The organism is Streptomyces sp. V3I8 (assembly GCF_030817535.1).
Classification (GTDB): domain Bacteria; phylum Actinomycetota; class Actinomycetes; order Streptomycetales; family Streptomycetaceae; genus Streptomyces.
This window is the reverse complement of record NZ_JAUSZL010000002.1, coordinates 3319590-3334997: the sequence shown is the minus strand read 5'-3', so window position 1 is coordinate 3334997 and position 15408 is coordinate 3319590. Positions and strand designations below refer to the sequence as shown.

Annotated in this window: 10 protein-coding genes and 1 pseudogene; 8 read left to right on the top strand and 3 right to left on the bottom strand. The window is 71.3% G+C overall.

Annotation, left to right across the window (positions count from 1 at the left end):
* The first annotated feature begins 38 nt into the window (after window positions 1-38).
* The 4 genes and pseudogenes from QFZ75_RS14520 to QFZ75_RS14505 all read left to right on the top strand — a co-directional run bounded on the left by QFZ75_RS14520 (window position 39) and on the right by QFZ75_RS14505 (window position 6757).
* A pseudogene (locus tag QFZ75_RS14520) lies at window positions 39-1521 on the top strand (ABC transporter permease).
* Window positions 1522-1703: 182 nt separating this feature from the next.
* Window positions 1704-2387, top strand: a complete 684-nt coding sequence (locus QFZ75_RS14515; protein WP_307537117.1) for an ABC transporter ATP-binding protein — start codon at window positions 1704-1706, stop codon at window positions 2385-2387.
* A 170-nt stretch (window positions 2388-2557) separates the two neighbouring features.
* A complete protein-coding gene (locus tag QFZ75_RS14510) occupies window positions 2558-5902 on the top strand; it encodes a S8 family serine peptidase (RefSeq protein WP_307537115.1) in 3345 nt (1114 codons plus the stop codon).
* Window positions 5903-5986: 84 nt separating this feature from the next.
* The gene (locus QFZ75_RS14505) at window positions 5987-6757 is read left to right on the top strand and encodes a group II truncated hemoglobin (RefSeq protein WP_307537114.1); all 771 of its coding nucleotides are present in this window, start codon (window positions 5987-5989) and stop codon (window positions 6755-6757) included.
* A gap of 59 nt (window positions 6758-6816) precedes the next feature.
* Here QFZ75_RS14505 and QFZ75_RS14500 read toward each other — a convergent pair whose 3' ends face one another.
* The gene (locus QFZ75_RS14500) at window positions 6817-7752 is read right to left on the bottom strand and encodes a helix-turn-helix transcriptional regulator (protein WP_307537113.1); all 936 of its coding nucleotides are present in this window, start codon (window positions 7750-7752) and stop codon (window positions 6817-6819) included.
* A gap of 180 nt (window positions 7753-7932) precedes the next feature.
* Here QFZ75_RS14500 and QFZ75_RS14495 point away from each other — a divergent pair, with 180 nt between their 5' ends.
* Complete coding sequence (locus tag QFZ75_RS14495) at window positions 7933-8973, top strand: NAD(P)-dependent alcohol dehydrogenase (RefSeq protein WP_307537112.1); 1041 nt, start codon at window positions 7933-7935, stop codon at window positions 8971-8973.
* A 123-nt stretch (window positions 8974-9096) separates the two neighbouring features.
* Here QFZ75_RS14495 and QFZ75_RS14490 read toward each other — a convergent pair whose 3' ends face one another.
* Window positions 9097-9480 (bottom strand): winged helix-turn-helix transcriptional regulator, encoded by a 384-nt coding sequence (locus QFZ75_RS14490; protein WP_373465872.1) that lies wholly within the window; start codon window positions 9478-9480, stop codon window positions 9097-9099.
* 108 nt (window positions 9481-9588) lie between these two features.
* Between QFZ75_RS14490 and QFZ75_RS14485 the strand changes: the two genes are divergently transcribed.
* The 3 genes from QFZ75_RS14485 (at window position 9589) to QFZ75_RS14475 (ending at window position 13497) form a co-directional block, all read left to right on the top strand.
* Entirely contained in the window at window positions 9589-10224 is a 636-nt protein-coding gene (locus QFZ75_RS14485) for an NADPH-dependent F420 reductase (protein WP_307537110.1), read from the top strand.
* Window positions 10225-10618: 394 nt separating this feature from the next.
* The gene (locus tag QFZ75_RS14480; RefSeq protein ID WP_307537108.1) at window positions 10619-11170 is read left to right on the top strand and encodes a DUF3455 domain-containing protein; all 552 of its coding nucleotides are present in this window, start codon (window positions 10619-10621) and stop codon (window positions 11168-11170) included.
* A gap of 266 nt (window positions 11171-11436) precedes the next feature.
* Window positions 11437-13497, top strand: a complete 2061-nt coding sequence (locus QFZ75_RS14475; protein ID WP_307537106.1) for a restriction endonuclease — start codon at window positions 11437-11439, stop codon at window positions 13495-13497.
* Between the two features lie 376 nt (window positions 13498-13873).
* Here the strand turns inward: QFZ75_RS14475 and QFZ75_RS14470 are convergent, their stop codons facing one another.
* Window positions 13874-15274: a macro domain-containing protein gene (locus tag QFZ75_RS14470; protein WP_307537105.1), complete on the bottom strand. Its 1401-nt coding sequence runs from the start codon at window positions 15272-15274 to the stop codon at window positions 13874-13876.
* Window positions 15275-15408: the final 134 nt, after the last annotated feature.

Genomic DNA, 15408 nt, shown 5'->3' with positions numbered 1-15408 from the left:
CTTATCCCGTCATCACACGCCGTCCCTACCTTGCGGCCATGTTCTTCACCTATCTCAGGCGCGAACTGCGCCGCCGCAGAAAGGCGGCGCTCGTCGTCGCCTCCGGACTCGCCCTGGGCATCGCCCTGGTCATCGTGGTCAGCTCCGTGTCGTCCGGCATGGAGAAGGCGCAGGGCAAGGTCCTCCAGTCGCTGTACGGGCTGGGCACGGACATGACGGTCACCAAGGCGGCCCAGGCACAGTCGGGCACGGGTGAGCGCCCGCGCTTCCAGTTCGACGCCCGGGGCAGCGACTCCGACGAGGAACAGAGCAGCGACCGGGTCATGGTGCAGGGCTTCCAGACCCTGGCGTCCAGCACGGTCTCGAAGGTCGGCACGCAGCAGGGCGTCTCGGACGCCGTCGGCGGGCTCAGCCTCCAGGTCATCAAGGTCAGCGGCCAGTTCCGGCGCGGCGAGTTCCAGCAGGACCAGCAGCAGGGCGGCGGGGGCGGCAACCAGGGCGGCCCCGGTGCCGAGACAGCAGGCCCCGCAGGGCCGGGTCGAGGGCGGCGGCGCCGACTTCGACGTCAACAACTACTCGGTCTACGGCACGGACGTCACCAAGCCCGGCCTGGGCCCGCTGACCTCCTCGAAGATCACCAGCGGCCGTGCCTTCAAGACCTCCGAGACCGACGCGAAGGTCGTCGTCGCCGACAAGTCGTACGCCAAGGAGAAGAAATACACCGTCGGTGACACCGTCACCGTCAAGGGCGTCAAGTACAAGGTCATCGGCATTGCGACGCCCGACAGCGGCGACGCGGCGGCCGACCTCTACCTCCCGCTCAAGCAGGCGCAGACGCTCAGCGACTCCAAGAACAAGGTCACCACGATCTACGTCAAGGCGTCCGACTCGCAGCAGATCGACGCCGTCAAGTCGACCATCCAGAAGAACATCGACGGTACGACGGTGACGACCTCCGCCGACCTCGCGGACACGGTGTCCGGTTCCCTGTCCACCGCTTCCGACCTCGCCTCGAACGTGGGCAAGTGGCTGTCGATCGCGGTGCTCGTGGCCGCGTTCCTGGTCGCGGGTCTGCTCACCTCTTCGGCCGTCTCCCGCCGGGTGCGGGAGTTCGGCACGCTCAAGGCGCTCGGCTGGAAGTCCGGCCGCGTCACCCGGCAGGTCGTCGGGGAGGCCGTCGTCAACGGCCTCGTGGGCGGCGTCCTCGGTATCGCCCTCGGCCTCGGCGGCGCGTACGCCGTCACCGCGATCAGCCCGACGCTCCAGGCCGAACTCGGCTCCGCGGGCGGGGGCACGGGCGGCCCGGGAGGCGGCGGAGGTCCCGGCGGCGGCGGTATGGGCGGCCCGGCCCGCCAGACGGCGTCCAAGGCCCTCGACGTGGCACTCACCGCGCCGGTCGCCCTCGGCACGATCGTCACGGCGGTGGGCCTCGCGGTGGCCGGCGGCCTCATCGCGGGCGCCTTCGGCGGCTGGCGGGCCTCCCGCCTCCGCCCGGCGGACGCGTTGCGCCGGGTCGAGTAGCCGAAACACCCCGCACCCCCCCCGCCCCTTCAGGGGCGCGGGGAACCCGCACTTCCCGCACGGCGCCGACCACCGCGCCCCTGAAGGGGCGCGGGGAACTGCGCGACCAGCCACAGCCGGCCCGCACCCTCCTCACCGCCCGGCAGAGTCGAACCGCGGAGCCAGACCCCAGGAGTCACACCATGTACGAGCTAAAAGGCATCACCAAGCAGTACCGGCGCGGCAAAGAGACCGTGGACGCCCTCGCCGGCATCGACCTGACCATCGCCGACGGCGACCGCCTGGTCATCCAGGGCCCGACGGGCGGCGGCAAATCCACGCTCCTCCAGATGCTCGGCTGCCTGGACCGGCCCACCGCCGGAAGCATCGAACTCGACGGAACGGATCTCGCCGGACTGTCCGAGACGCGGCTCACCAAGGTGCGCAGCGAGAACATCGGGTTCGTCTTCCAGAGCTTCAACCTCATCCCCACCCTCACCGCCCAGGAGAACGTGGAGACCGCCCTCGTCCCCCTGAAGGTGAAGGTGAAGGAACGCCGGGAAAGGGCCGCCGCCGCACTGGAGTCCGTCGGGCTCGCCGAGCGGTTCGGCCACCTGCCGGCCGAACTGTCCGGCGGTCAGCAGCAGCGCGTGGCCATCGCCCGCGCCCTGGTGAAGCAGCCGAAGGTCCTGCTCGCCGACGAACCGACCGGAAACCTCGACGAGTCCATGCGCGACGAGATCATGGACGTACTCGAAACCATGTGGAAGGAGCACGGGCTCACTTTCGTCATGGTCACCCACGATTCCTCGATCGCCAGGAAGGCCCCGCGGGTCGCCACGATCCGCAAGGGGCGGATCACGGTCAAGGAGAACGCCAACTGCTAGGCCAGGCAGCCCTATTGAGCACCTGATCACCCCCCGGCATACTGAGTGTTCCGGGGGGACGCGCACGACCATGCGTACGGGATGACCCCCGGTCGGACGGACCCGGATGGACCCGGACGAACGGGGATTCATCCCGGACCTGCTCTCCAGGGGGAGACTTGCGCAGACAAGTGAAAAGAGCGTGCGCGGCCACGATCGCCACGGCGGCAGCCGTGGCCCTGACGGCGGGCATGACCGGCCCGGCGTCGGCGGAGGCGGAGCGCACGGCGGCGGACCGGACCGGAGGGCTGGCCGCCGGGCCGGCCGGTGGACCGGCCGCGCAGACCGCGCCGAGGCACCGCGTCACCCTGATCACCGGTGACCGGGTGGTCGTCGACGCCAAGGGCCGCGTCATGGCCCTGGAGCGGGCCGAGGGCCGCGAAGGGATACCCGTCCAGATCCGCAAGGCCGACGGGCACACCCTCGTCGTGCCGGCCGACGCCGCCCGGCTCGTCGCCAGCGGCAGGCTGGACCAGCGGCTCTTCGACGTCACCGAGCTGAACCGGGCCGCCAACCGCAAGGCCCAGAAGCAGGGCCTCAAGCTGATCGTCGGCTACAGCGGCACGGCTGCGGCGGCGAAGGCGGACGTCCGGGACGCCGGCGGCACCAAGGTCCGCCGCACCCTCAGGACCCTCAACGCGGACGCCGTCCTGACGCCCAAGGGCGACGCGCCCGACCTGTGGGCCGCCGTCACCGACACGCGCGCCGGCGGCGCGCGGACGGCCTCCGGCATCGCCCACGTGTGGCTCGACGGAATCCGCCGGGCCAGCCTCGACAAGTCCGTCCGGCAGATCGGCGCCGACAAGGCGTGGGCCGCCGGGTTCGACGGCAAGGGCGTCAAGATCGCCGTCCTGGACACCGGTGTCGACGCGACCCACCCCGACCTCAAGGGCCAGGTCGTCGCCGAGAAGAACTTCTCCACCGCCGCCGACGCGACCGACAAGTACGGCCACGGCACGCACGTCGCGTCCACGGCCGCCGGTACCGGCGCGAAGTCCGCCGGCGCGTACAAGGGCGTCGCGCCCGGCGCCGAACTGCTCAACGGCAAGGTCCTCGACGACGACGGCTACGGCGACGACTCCGGCATCCTGGCCGGCATGGACTGGGCGGCCGAGCAGGGCGCCGACATCGTGAACCTCAGCCTCGGCGGCGGGGACACCCCCGCCATCGACCCGCTGGAGGCGCAGGTCAACAGGCTGTCGAAGGAGAAGGGCATCCTCTTCGCGATCGCCGCGGGCAACAGCGGCGAGTTCGGCGAGCAGACGATCGGCTCCCCGGGCAGCGCGGAGGCCGCGCTCACCGTGGGCGCCGTCGACGACAAGGACGAGCTGGCCTCGTTCTCCAGCACCGGCCCCGGCCTCGACGGGCAGATCAAGCCCGACGTGACCGCGCCCGGCGTGGACATCACGGCCGCCTCGGCCCCGGGCAGCGTGCTGGCCCAGGAGGTCGGCGAGAAGCCGGCCGGCTACCTCACCATCTCGGGTACGTCGATGGCGACCCCGCACGTCGCGGGCGCCGCGGCGATCCTGAAGCAGCAGCACCCCGACTGGACGTACGCCGAGCTCAAGGGCGCGCTGACCGGCTCCGCCAAGGGCGGCGCGTACACGCCGTTCCAGCAGGGCGCGGGCCGCATCCAGGTCGACAAGGCCGTCAAGCAGACCGTGGCCGCCGTCCCGTCCTCGGTGAGCTTCGGCCTCCAGCAGTGGCCGCACACCGACGACACCCCGAAGACGGGGAAGGTCACGTACCGGAACCTCGGGACGGCCGACGTCACGCTCAGCCTCACGGTGACGGCCACCGACCCGAAGGGACGGCCCGCGCCGGCCGGTTTCTTCACGCTCGGCACCAGAACGCTGACCGTCCCGGCGGGCGGCACGGCCTCCGCGGACCTCACGGCCGACACGAGGCTCGGCGGCACGCTGGACGGCGCCTACTCCGCGTACGTGACGGCGACCGGCGGCGGCCAGAGCGTACGCACGGCGGCGGCGGTACAGCGCGAGGTGGAGTCGTACGACGTCACGCTCAAGCACCTCGGCCGCGACGGCCGGCCCGCGCCGGGCTACCTCACCGACCTGATCGGTTACGCCGGTCTCGGCAAGGACCGGGGCTTCTCCGCGCCCGAGGGCGAGGGCACGGTGACCCTGCGCGTGCCCAAGGGGACGTACCTGCTGGACTCCTGGATCGCGAAGGACCTCGAAACGTTCGAGGGCGGCCTCGACTGGCTGCTCCAGCCCAAGCTGAACGTCGACAGGAACGTCTCGGTGGTCCTGGACGCGCGTACCGCCGAGTCGGCCGACATCACGGTGCCGGACGCCGGGGCGAAGCCGCTGTCCGCGACGGTCTCCTACTTCTACGGCCCTGCCGGGTTCGGCCTCGGAATGGGCCTCGCGTCGTTCGCCGATCTGCGCGTGGCGGGCGTCGGCGCGGACGTCACCGGTCTCTCCCAGACCTGGAGCGGCCAGTGGACCAAGGGGGCCGACGCCGAGTACGACGTGGCGACCACGGCCGAGGTCAAGCGGTTCCAGGGGGACAAGGTCCGGCATTACCGGGCAGGCGAGTTCGCCACGGTGAAGAACGATCTCGGTGCGTCGGCCGCCGGCAAGACCGGTGCGCTCATCCCGGTCGGCGAGCTGCCCGGGGACTTCACCTCCGGCGCCGCCTTCCCGCAGAAGCTGCCCGGCTCCCGGACGCTGTACCTGTCCACGGGTGAAGAGATCAAGTGGGGGCTGGAGTTCGAACAGTACGGCGCCGGTTCCGAGAACGGTGCCCCGCCCCTGGAGGCCTACTACACGCTGGGCACCCCGCAGACCTTCAAGGCGGGCAGGAGTTACGAGAAGACCTTCAACACCGCTGTCTTCGGGCCGCGCGTCGGTGCCGATTTCGGTGTCTACCGCGAGGGCAACGGCATCTACGGATACCTGCCGCTGTTCGCCGACGGCAAGACCCACGCCGGCTCCTCGCTCCACTCGTCGGTCACCACGAGCCTGTACCGCAACGGCACGAAGGTCGGCACGAACAGCGACCCCCTGACCGGCGGCATCTTCACGGTCCCGGCCGGTGACGCCTCGTACAAGCTGACCACCTCGGTCAAGCGCACCGTCAAGGTCGCCGCGGCCTCCACCCGCGTCGACGCCAGCTGGACCTTCCGCTCCAAGAAGGCCGACCTGGCCGAGCTGCCCGCGTCCTCGGTCCGCTTCGCCGCGGCCGTCGGCCTGGACAGCAGGGTTCCGGCGGACAAGAAGGTCTCCGTCCCGGTGACCGTCCAGGGTTCGGCCGCGGGCGCGAACCTGAAGTCGCTCGCGGTGTACGTGTCCTACGACTACGGCCAGACCTGGAAGAAGCTCACCGTGACCAACGGCAGGATCACGGTGACGAACCCGGCCAAGGGCAAGGGCATCTCGTTCCACGCCAAGATCGCCGACAAGAAGGGCAACAAGTCGACGATCTCGATCTACAACGCGTACTACGGGAAGTGACCGCGAGGTCCACTGATCGCTGATACGCACGAACGGCCCGCCGGAAGCAGTGCTGCCGGCGGGCCGTCCGGGTAGGCGAGGGGTATGACCGCCCACACCGTTGAGTACATCCGGTACCTCATTCCCGAGCAGCAGTCGGCGCAGTTCCTCGCCGCCTACAACCGGGCCGCCGCACACCTCGCGGCGGCTCCCCAGTGCGTCGACTACGAACTGGCCCGCTCGGAGGAGGACTTCGAGCACTTCGTGCTCCGCGTCACCTGGACGTCCACCGAGGACGACGCCGAGGGTTTCCGCGAGTCCGAGCTCTTCGCCGACTTCATCGCCGAGGTGGGCCCCTTCGCGGGGTTCATCGAGGAGATGCGCCACTACAAGCCCACGGCGGTACGGGGCACGGGGGCGGCCGTGCCCACGCTGTACGCCTGGGCCGGGGGCGCCGAGGCCTTCGCCCGGCTCACCGAGGTCTTCTACGGCAAGGTCCTCAAGGACGAGGTCCTCGCCCCCGTCTTCGAGGGCCTCGCCGCGGAGCACGCCGCCCACGTGGCGTCCTGGTTCGGCGAGGTCTTCGGCGGGCCGCCCGCCTACTCCGAGACGCAGGGCGGTCACGGGCACATGGTCGCCAAGCACCTGGGCAAGGGCATCACGGAGGTCCAGCGGCGGCGCTGGGTGAACCTGCTCCAGGACGCGGCGGACGAGGCCGGCCTGCCCACGGACGCCGAGTTCCGCTCGGCGTTCGTCGCGTACGCGGAGTGGGGGACGCGGCTGGCCGTGCACTTCTCGGCGCCGGACGCGACGCCTCCGGCGGAGCAGCCGGTTCCCCGCTGGACGTGGGGCGCGGCCCCGCCGTACCAGGGCTGAGAGGTCCGTCCTCCGGCCGCGGCCCCGGTGGGGGCGGGCCGCGCCGTTCCCCGCGCCCCCTACGGGGCGTGGGGCGACGACGCCGAGCCCGCGCGGGTCGCGTCCGCCCCCCAGCTGGCGAGCAGCCGCAGCGCCTCCGCCGAGGGCGACCCCGGTTCGGCGTGGTACGTCACCAGCGACAGCTCCTCGTCGTCGACCAGCCTGAAGTTCTCGAACGACAGGGACAGCTCACCGACCAGCGGATGATGCAGCCGCTTCACCCCGTGGCTCTTCTCCTTGACGTCGTGCGTCGCCCACAGCCGCCGGAACTCCTCGCTCTTCACGGACAGCTCACCGACCAGCGTGGACAGCCGGGGGTCGTCCGGATGGCACCCCGCGTCCATGCGCAGGAAGCTCACGATGTCGGACGCCTTCTGGTCCCAGTCCACGAACAGCTCGCGGTACCCGGGCTTGAGGAACACCATCCGCGCCCAGTTCCGCTCGGCCTCCGGCAGCTGTGCCCAGTCGCCGAAGACGGCCGCCGCCATCCGGTTCCAGGCGAGGACGTCCGTACGCCGCCCGACGACGTACGCGGGCACGCTGTCGAACGTGTCGATCAGCTGCCGCATCGCCGTCCGCACCTGCTGCGGCCGGGCCGACGGCTTCTTCTTGTGCTGCTTGGGCTTCGCGAGATGCGTGAGGTGCGCGTGCTCGGCCCCGCTCAGCCGCAGGGCGCGCGCGATGGCGTCGAGCACCTCCGCCGACACGTTCCGCCCGTTGCCCTGCTCCAGGCGCGTGTAGTAGGCCACGGACACCCCGGCCAGCTGGGCCAGCTCCTCGCGGCGCAGCCCCGGCACCCGGCGGTGCCGCCCGAAGTCCGGCAGCCCCACGTCCTGCGGCTTCAGCCGGGCCCGGCGGGTGCGCAGGAACTCGCTGAGCTCGGCGCGCCGGTCCAGCGGCCGTCCCGGCTCCCGGCCGATCTGTCCGGTAGGCCCCTGAGAGGGCTGTTCGTCCATACGTCCAGTATTCACGGTCGTACGCACACGAGCCTGCCCCCGTCAGTGGTAGGACCGCTGGACGTACGAAGAAGCGTGGTCTGGGTGGCGGCCGGGATACCGGGCACGCTGGATGCGTACCCGGCCGGAAGGCAGGCCGGGCGCAGGACCGCAGGACCACTCCATAGGAGAACCCCCCGCATGACCACTGTCGCCGCATACGCCGCTCCCGCCGCCAAGGCTCCGCTGGAGCGCACGACCATCGAGCGCCGCCCGGTCGGCGAGCACGACGTCCTCATCGAGATCAAGTTCGCCGGCATCTGCCACTCGGACATCCACCAGGCCCGCGAGGGCTGGGGCGAGGCCATCTTCCCGATGGTCCCCGGCCACGAGATCGCCGGCATCGTCACCGAGGTCGGCTCCGGCGTCACCGGGTTCACCGTCGGCGACCGCGTCGGCGTCGGCTGCATGGTCGACTCCTGCCGCGAGTGCGACAACTGCAAGGCCGGCCTGGAGCAGTACTGCGTCAAGGGCATGACCGGCACGTACAACGCCGTCGACAGGAACGGCGAGCCCACCTACGGCGGCTACTCGACGCACATCGTCGTCGACGAGGCGTACACCGTCCGCATCCCCGAGGGCCTGGCCCTCGACGAGGCCGCGCCGCTGCTGTGCGCCGGCATCACCACGTACTCCCCGCTCCGGCACTGGAACGCCGGCCCCGGCAAGAAGGTCGCCATCCTCGGCATGGGCGGCCTGGGCCACATGGGCGTCAAGATCGCGCACGCGCTCGGTGCCGAGGTGACCGTGCTGTCGCAGTCGCTGCGCAAGAAGGACGACGGCCTGAAGCTGGGCGCCGACCACTACTACGCGACCAGCGACCCGGAGACCTTCGAGGAGCTGCGCGGCACGTTCGACCTGATCCTCTCGACCGTCTCGGCCCCGCTGGACCTGGACAGGTTCCTGTCCCTGCTCCGCGCGGACGGCGCCTTCGTGAACGTGGGCGCGCCCGAGGAGCCGGTCGCCCTGAACCTCTTCTCGGTGATCGGCGGCCGCAAGACCCTCGCCGGGTCGAGCATCGGCGGCATCCGGGAGACCCAGGAGATGCTGGACTTCTGCGCCGAGCACGGCTTCGGCGCGGAGATCGAGCTGATCAGCGCGTCCGAGATCAACGAGGCGTACGAGCGGGTGCTGGCGAGTGACGTGCGGTACCGCTTCGTGATCGACGCCGCGACGATCTAGCTCCACGGGTCGGCCCCGCCGGGGGCGGGGCGGGGCAGAACCGGGCGCGCCGTTCCCCGCGCCCCTTCGGCGCGCCCGTGTACCGGGTGGGGAGGCGGACGCGGGTGACGGGGTGGCTCGCGCTCACCGTCGGCCGGGTCGGTCCGCCGCTCTCTCCTGGGCTTCGAGGAGCTCGTCGCCGTGTTCGACCACCCAGCGTCCGAGCGCCGTCAGAGGCCCCTCGACCAGGCTCTGCCCCAGGCCGGTCAGACCGTACTCGACGCGCGGTGGTGCCTCGGCGTGGGCGCTGCGGTCGACCAGGCCGTCGGCGAGCAGACGGCGCAGGGTGTCGGTGAGGACCTTGTCGCTGATGCCGCCGATCGCGGCGCGCAGCTCGCGGCGCCGGCGCGGTCCCGTGCGAAGAGCCGCCAGTACGACGGGATCCCAGGTGTGCGCGAACAGATCCGTGGCCGCGCGCAGACGGCAGTCGGCGACCAGCTCGTAGCAGTGCACGTGGTGATCAGTCATCTCGTCGCCATCATCGCGCATCGGCCACGCACCGATCGGTGCGTGTCGCGATCCCTAGCGTGGCCTCTCGACCGACCGTTCGTGACGACGGCTTGAGAGGACGCGACGATGCGTATCGGAATTCTGGGGACGGGCACCCTGGCGGCGGCCCTGGGTGAGGGCTGGACGCGCGCGGGGCACGAGGTGGCGATCGGCGGACGCTCACAGGTCAGGGCGGGGAAGCTCGCCGGGCGACTGGGGCACGGGACGCTCGCCGGCACGCCGCGTGAAGCGGCCGTGGGCCGCGACGCGGTGCTGCTCGCCGTGTCGTGGGACGGTGTCGAGGAGATGCTGGACCTGGCGGGCGCGTCCGACGGCGTACTCGACGGGACGCCGCTGATCGATCCGACGAACGCCGTCGCGCACGGTGTCGGTGTCCTGCTCACCGGGAAGGGCGAGCCGATGGCGCTGCGCATCGCCGCACTCGCCCCGGGCGCCCACGTCGTGAAGGCGTTCCATCTCTTCTCCGCCGGCCAGTGGACAGGCCTCCCCGCGGCGGGCCGGCCGCGGGTGACCGTGGCGATGTGCGGCGACGACCCGGCGGCGCTGGACGTCGTCGGCGGGCTGGTGCGCGACGTGGGAGGGACGCCGGCGACCCTCGGCACCCTCGACCGTGTCGCCCAGTTGGAGGAGGTGGCGGGCTTCGTCATCGGTCTGGCGTTCGCCGGCTTCGACCCCAACTCCGCGATACCCACGGTGTCCTGAAACGGCTGTGGTCACGGTGCGGCGACCTGCCGCGCCAACCGCTCGCAGCCGCTCCGAGGGCACGTCGTGCGTCCCCGAGTGCGCGGTGGCGTGACCGTCGAGGTGCCCCCCGGGCCCTCGCCGGGCCGGGCCCGACCGGTGATACTCCCGACCTTGAGGCGTGGTGTTCCGTTCCGGGAGTCCGGGAGTCCAGGAGTCCGGGAGTCCGGAAGTCCGGAAGTCCGGGAGTCCGGGAGTACCGAAAGGTCCGGCCGATCCCGGAATCCGGCGTCACCGCGCCGCGCGCTCGAAGCGGCGGCCCGTCCCGTCGTCCCGCCGACGATTCCGGCACGGCGGAACGGCGCCCGCGTCCGCACCTGTGACCTCGTACAGAATCGTTCTGGAGACACATCCGATGAAGATCGCGAAGCGACTCGTTCTCACCACCACGGCTCTCGCAGCCGCGACCGCCGCCACGCTCTTCGGCGCGACGGCCGGTCAGGCCGCGGCCTCCCCGCCCGTACGCGCCGGCTTCGACGTGCCCGCCGCGCTGAAGGTTCCCGACGGCAACCGGCTCACCGGCGTCTTCTCCGCCGAAGGCGTCCAGACCTACACCTGCACCGACGGTGTCTGGAAGCTGCTGGAGCCCGCCGCCACCCTCTGGGTCAAGGGTGACCGCACCCACCGTGCCGTCGCCCTGCACTCCCGCGGCCCCGTCTGGGTGTCCACGGTGGACGGCAGCGCCGTGAACGCCGCAGCCGTCGCCACCTCGCCCAGGACCGGCACCATCCCCGAGCTCCTCCTCCAGGCGACCGCCACCCGCGGTACCGGTGTCTTCGCCGACGTCTCCTACATCCAGCGCCTCGGCACCGACGGCGGTGTCGCCCCCACCACCGCCTGCACCGGCACCGACCAGGTCAGCGTCCCGTACTCCGCCACCTACACCTTCTACAAGCCCGCCAAGTGAGGCGATGACGAACCGGGGCAGGGGCCTCCGGCCCGCTTCGGGGCCGGTATCCAGCGGCCTCTGCCCTGCGTCGGCCGCGTGTCCCTCCGCGACCCGACCGCTCTCCCGGTGACAGCCGTACTCCGCCGCGACGCGCTGTCGGCCCGTCCGCGCCCCCGAGCCGCCGTCGGCGCGTGGATATGCGAACGGGCCTTTGCTGGTTAGAGTCGTCTGGTTACAGCTGGTTGTGGGGACAACCAGAGCGCCTCGGGGAGGGCCTGCACCACATGAGTCGTCGATCCGCCGGTTTTGTCGGCGTCTGGGCTGAAGTGCAACGACAGCAGCAGCGCCAGTCGGAAGCCGAAGCCAGACAGCAGAGACAGCAAGCGCAGCAGGCACGCGCCTATCAACGGCGCGTCGCCCAGAGCCACCGCGAGTACAGACAGGCGGAGGCACTGCGCCGCACCGAGGAACTCGACGCGCAGGTCGCCTCGTTGCAGGGTCTTCTCGCCTCGGGATGCCGGGTCCGTGCCTTCAGGGCCTCCTCTCTGCTGCGGTCCGAGGAGGTCCAGGCCTTCGCTCCGGGAGCATTGGCGCAGCCCGTGCCCATGCCGGACTGGAACCAGTACCAGGTGCAGAGCGGATGGACCGCCGGTCGCCGGGCCCAGGCCCAGGTCGAGGCACGGGCCCGTTTCGAGCGGGACCGGCAGGCCGCCCGGACGGCGGAGAGCCGGCGGCAGCAGCAACTGGCGGCCTATCAGCGGCAGTACCAGCAGTGGGCCGATGCCCAGCTGGCCGACGTGCGCCGGCACAACGCCGGCATCCTCGAGGTGACCGAGGGTGTGAGGCGCTGCGATCCCGAGTCCGTGGTCGAGTACTTCTCCGGCGCCCTCTACGCCTCGACCGCCTGGCCGGAGGGTTTCCCGCGTCAGGTGGCGGCAGCCTACGACCCGGCGGCACGACAGCTGGTGCTGGACTGGGAGCTGCCCGCCTACGACATCGTCCCCGAGGTCAAGTCCGTCCGGTACATGACGGGGACGGACCAGGACAAGGAGACCCTCCGCCCGGTGGGACAGCGCAGGGCCCTGTACCGGGAGGTCCTCGCCCAGTGCATGCTGCTCGTCCTGCACGAACTCTTCGCGGCGGACGAGCTGGGCGCGCTGGAGTCGGTCACCCTGAACGGGTTCGTGGACGGGCACGATCCCACGACCGGCCGACCGGGCCACATCTGCCTGGCCACGGTGATGGCTTCGAGTTCGACGTTCCGCGAGCTGCACCTGGCTCAGGTGGACGCGGGCAGCTGCCTGGCCGACGCACTGCGCGGGCAGCTGTCGGCCCGGCCCGACCACCTCACGCCGGTACGGCCGAGCCGCCTGCCGCAGGATGTCGGGAACCGCGTCGTCGCGCACGGCAGCGACGAGGAACCCGACCTCTACGACATGGACCCGATCGTCTTCGAGAACCTGGTGGCCGACCTCTTCCGTGCCATGGGGATGCAGGCGGTCACCACGCAGCGTTCCAACGACGGAGGCGTGGACGTCGACGCACTGGATCCGACGCCGATCCGCGGTGGGAAGATCGTCGTGCAGGTGAAGCGCTACCGCAACACGGTGCCGCCCACCGCCGTGCGTGACCTCTACGGGACCGTGCAGGATGCCGGCGCCAACAAGGGCGTCCTCGTGACGACGTCGAGGTTCGGCCCCGGTTCGCACACCTTCGCCAACGGAAAGCCGCTCGAACTGGTCCCGGGCAGCGAACTCGTGGACCTGCTGCACCGTCACGGCCTGCGCGGGCGTCTCGGGGAGGGCGCCCGTCAGGTCCCGGCGCGACCGGCACCGACCGCGCGGGACGACCGGCTGCCCGACGACTACAACGTGCTGGGCATGTCGTGGACCGGAGACGTCGCCCTGGACGTGTGCGCTCTCGTCTGCCGTGGCAACCGCGTCCTGAGCGACGAGCACTTCGTCTTCTTCAACAATCCGCGCACCACGGACGGCTCCGTGCGCGCCCTTCCCCCCACGGCACCCGACAAGGCCGCGATCTGCGTCGCCTTCGACGGTCTGCCGGACGAGGCCGACCGGCTGGTTCTCGTGGCGGCCGTCGACCCGGAGGTGAACCCCGACGCCGACCTCTCCGGTTTCACGCATGCGTGCATCCGCCTGCGTGACCCGGGGCTGGCCGAACTGGGACGGCTCGAAGTCTCCGACGGCAGGCCGGACGAGACCGCTCTGGTACTCGGCTCCTTCCGCCGTCGGCCGAGCGGGGACTGGGACTTCGTCCTGGGCGGCAAGGGCTACACGGGCGGCCTGGAGGAACTCGTCCAGGATTTCGGCATCGAGGTGGAGTAGCCGGGTACGGCCTCGTCGCGTGCCGGTCGGTCGTACCGGGACGACCGGTCGGCAGGGCCGCCGTCGGAACCGGATCGGAAGCGGACGGCGGCTACCCGCGGAAGCGTCGGAAGCGGTCCACTGAAGGCCGGTGAGGTCGGGCGGCGGTGGCGGGCCGACGACCGGTGGACGATGCCGCATAGGGGAGTCGGACGATGCGGAGGAACCCCTCGGCCGGGGGAACGGACGCCCACGGCCGCCCGGCCTCACCTTCGGCCCGCTCCGGCCGGTTCCGCCCGGCTGCCGACGTCATGGCCGCCTACGCCTCACACGGGGCATCCACCCCGACCGCCCGTGCCGTTCCCGCCCGTACCGTTCCCGTCGGTGCCGTTCCGGGTCACTCCACCCGGTCCGGACGTGGGCCGGGCTCCAGGTCCGGCACCAGTTCGTGGAAACGCTGCTCGACCGGCGACAGGTCGGTCCTGGCCAGGTCCTCCGGACGGACCACGATGCGCAGTTCGGGTGTGAGGGCGGGGTGGTGACGGCAGGCCTCCACGAACGAGTCGACGATCAGGTCCACGAGCTGGCTGCGGTCGAGGTCGGTGACACGGGCGAGCCCGGCACCGACGAGGGGGATGGCGACCGGTCTGAACTGGCCGTGCAGCGCCACCGAGGCCCACAGGTTGTCCATGCTCAACCGCAGCTCGTCCCTGCCGGACCGGGCCACCAGGTCGTTGCCGATCCGCGAGTAGGCGGCCGCGAAGACCCGGCGGCCGCCGACCGGGACGACGACGGTCGTGCCCACCGGATAGCGGACCCGCCGGCCGCGCGGCTTGGCCCGCACGCTCTCCGTACCGACGGCCCGCACGGTGCGCAGTCCGGCTTTCAGCTTCTCGTCCAGCACGTGGCGCTGGCCGGCGAAGAGGCGGTCGACGAGCTGACTCTGGACGCTGTCGCGGCTGATGACGATGTCCTGGTCCGTCTCCGTGTCGAAGGTGTCGGTGAAGCCGACCACGAGGTTGCAGTCCGTCTGCTCGAACAGGTCTCCGCGGACGAGGACGACCTCCGCCCGCTGACCTGGCAGGGGAACCTTGTGGCGGAGCAGTTCGGCGCCGTGGCGTGCGCGGAGCGCGGCACGCAGCGCGTCACGGGTGTGCTCGGCGTCGAGGTCGCCGGGATGGTCGCGGACGATCAGTTCCGCGACCGGCAGCGCGAGGTCGGGGCGGCCCAGATCCGCCTGTGCGCGCACCAGTTCACGACGGGCGGAGTCCTGCAGAGCGGTGAGCCGGCGGACGAAGGGTTCCGCGAAACTCTCGCCGTTGACCTCGGCCAGCGGCCGGCCGCGGATCAGGGCCAGCGCCTCGGCGAGCCGGTGGGCGGCGGTGACGGGCGGATCGAGGAGGGCGGTGCTGACGATCGCCGTGAACCGTGTGCTGTCCAGTTCCGAGGGCCGCAGCACCAGGCGGTAGGCGGTCTCGGGGCCGTGCACGGTGACCTGCTGCTCGGTACGCAGGACGCGGGCGGCGGTGCCGTCCTGGCAGGGGTCGAGAGCGCGCCGCAGCTCCAGGACGCGTTTTTGCACCTCGTTGCGGTTGCGCTGGTCCAGATGGCGTGGCTCGTCCGCCAGGCCCCATACGTCGCGGCGCAGTTGCCGTACCGGCACGGCCTCGCCCTCGGCGGCCACCAGACGGATCAGCAGGCGGGTGGTCAGGGGCGTCAGCCTGACAGGAGTTCCGTCGACTTCGAGCTGAACCGGCCCCAGCACTTTCACCTTGATGTGCGCACGTACATCGGCCACCGCGTCGCCCCCGCCGCATCTCTCTGTCACTTTGCGTCACCGAGAAGTGACCAGCAGATTATCATGATGCCTTGGAGGTGCTGTGAGTTCGGGTGATTTCCGCATACGGATCCCGACGCGGCGCCGAGGAAGGT

Excerpts from the sequence above, each read along its gene's own strand:
- QFZ75_RS14515 (WP_307537117.1), top strand. The coding sequence starts at position 1,704 with ATGTACGAGCTAAAAGGCATCACCAAGCAGTACCGGCGCGGCAAAGAG.
- QFZ75_RS14505 (WP_307537114.1), top strand. The coding sequence starts at position 5,987 with ATGACCGCCCACACCGTTGAGTACATCCGGTACCTCATTCCCGAGCAG.
- QFZ75_RS14500 (WP_307537113.1), bottom strand. The coding sequence starts at position 7,752 with ATGGACGAACAGCCCTCTCAGGGGCCTACCGGACAGATCGGCCGGGAG.
- QFZ75_RS14495 (WP_307537112.1), top strand. The coding sequence starts at position 7,933 with ATGACCACTGTCGCCGCATACGCCGCTCCCGCCGCCAAGGCTCCGCTG.
- QFZ75_RS14490 (WP_373465872.1), bottom strand. The coding sequence starts at position 9,480 with ATGACTGATCACCACGTGCACTGCTACGAGCTGGTCGCCGACTGCCGT.
- QFZ75_RS14485 (WP_307537110.1), top strand. The coding sequence starts at position 9,589 with ATGCGTATCGGAATTCTGGGGACGGGCACCCTGGCGGCGGCCCTGGGT.
- QFZ75_RS14480 (WP_307537108.1), top strand. The coding sequence starts at position 10,619 with ATGAAGATCGCGAAGCGACTCGTTCTCACCACCACGGCTCTCGCAGCC.
- QFZ75_RS14475 (WP_307537106.1), top strand. The coding sequence starts at position 11,437 with ATGAGTCGTCGATCCGCCGGTTTTGTCGGCGTCTGGGCTGAAGTGCAA.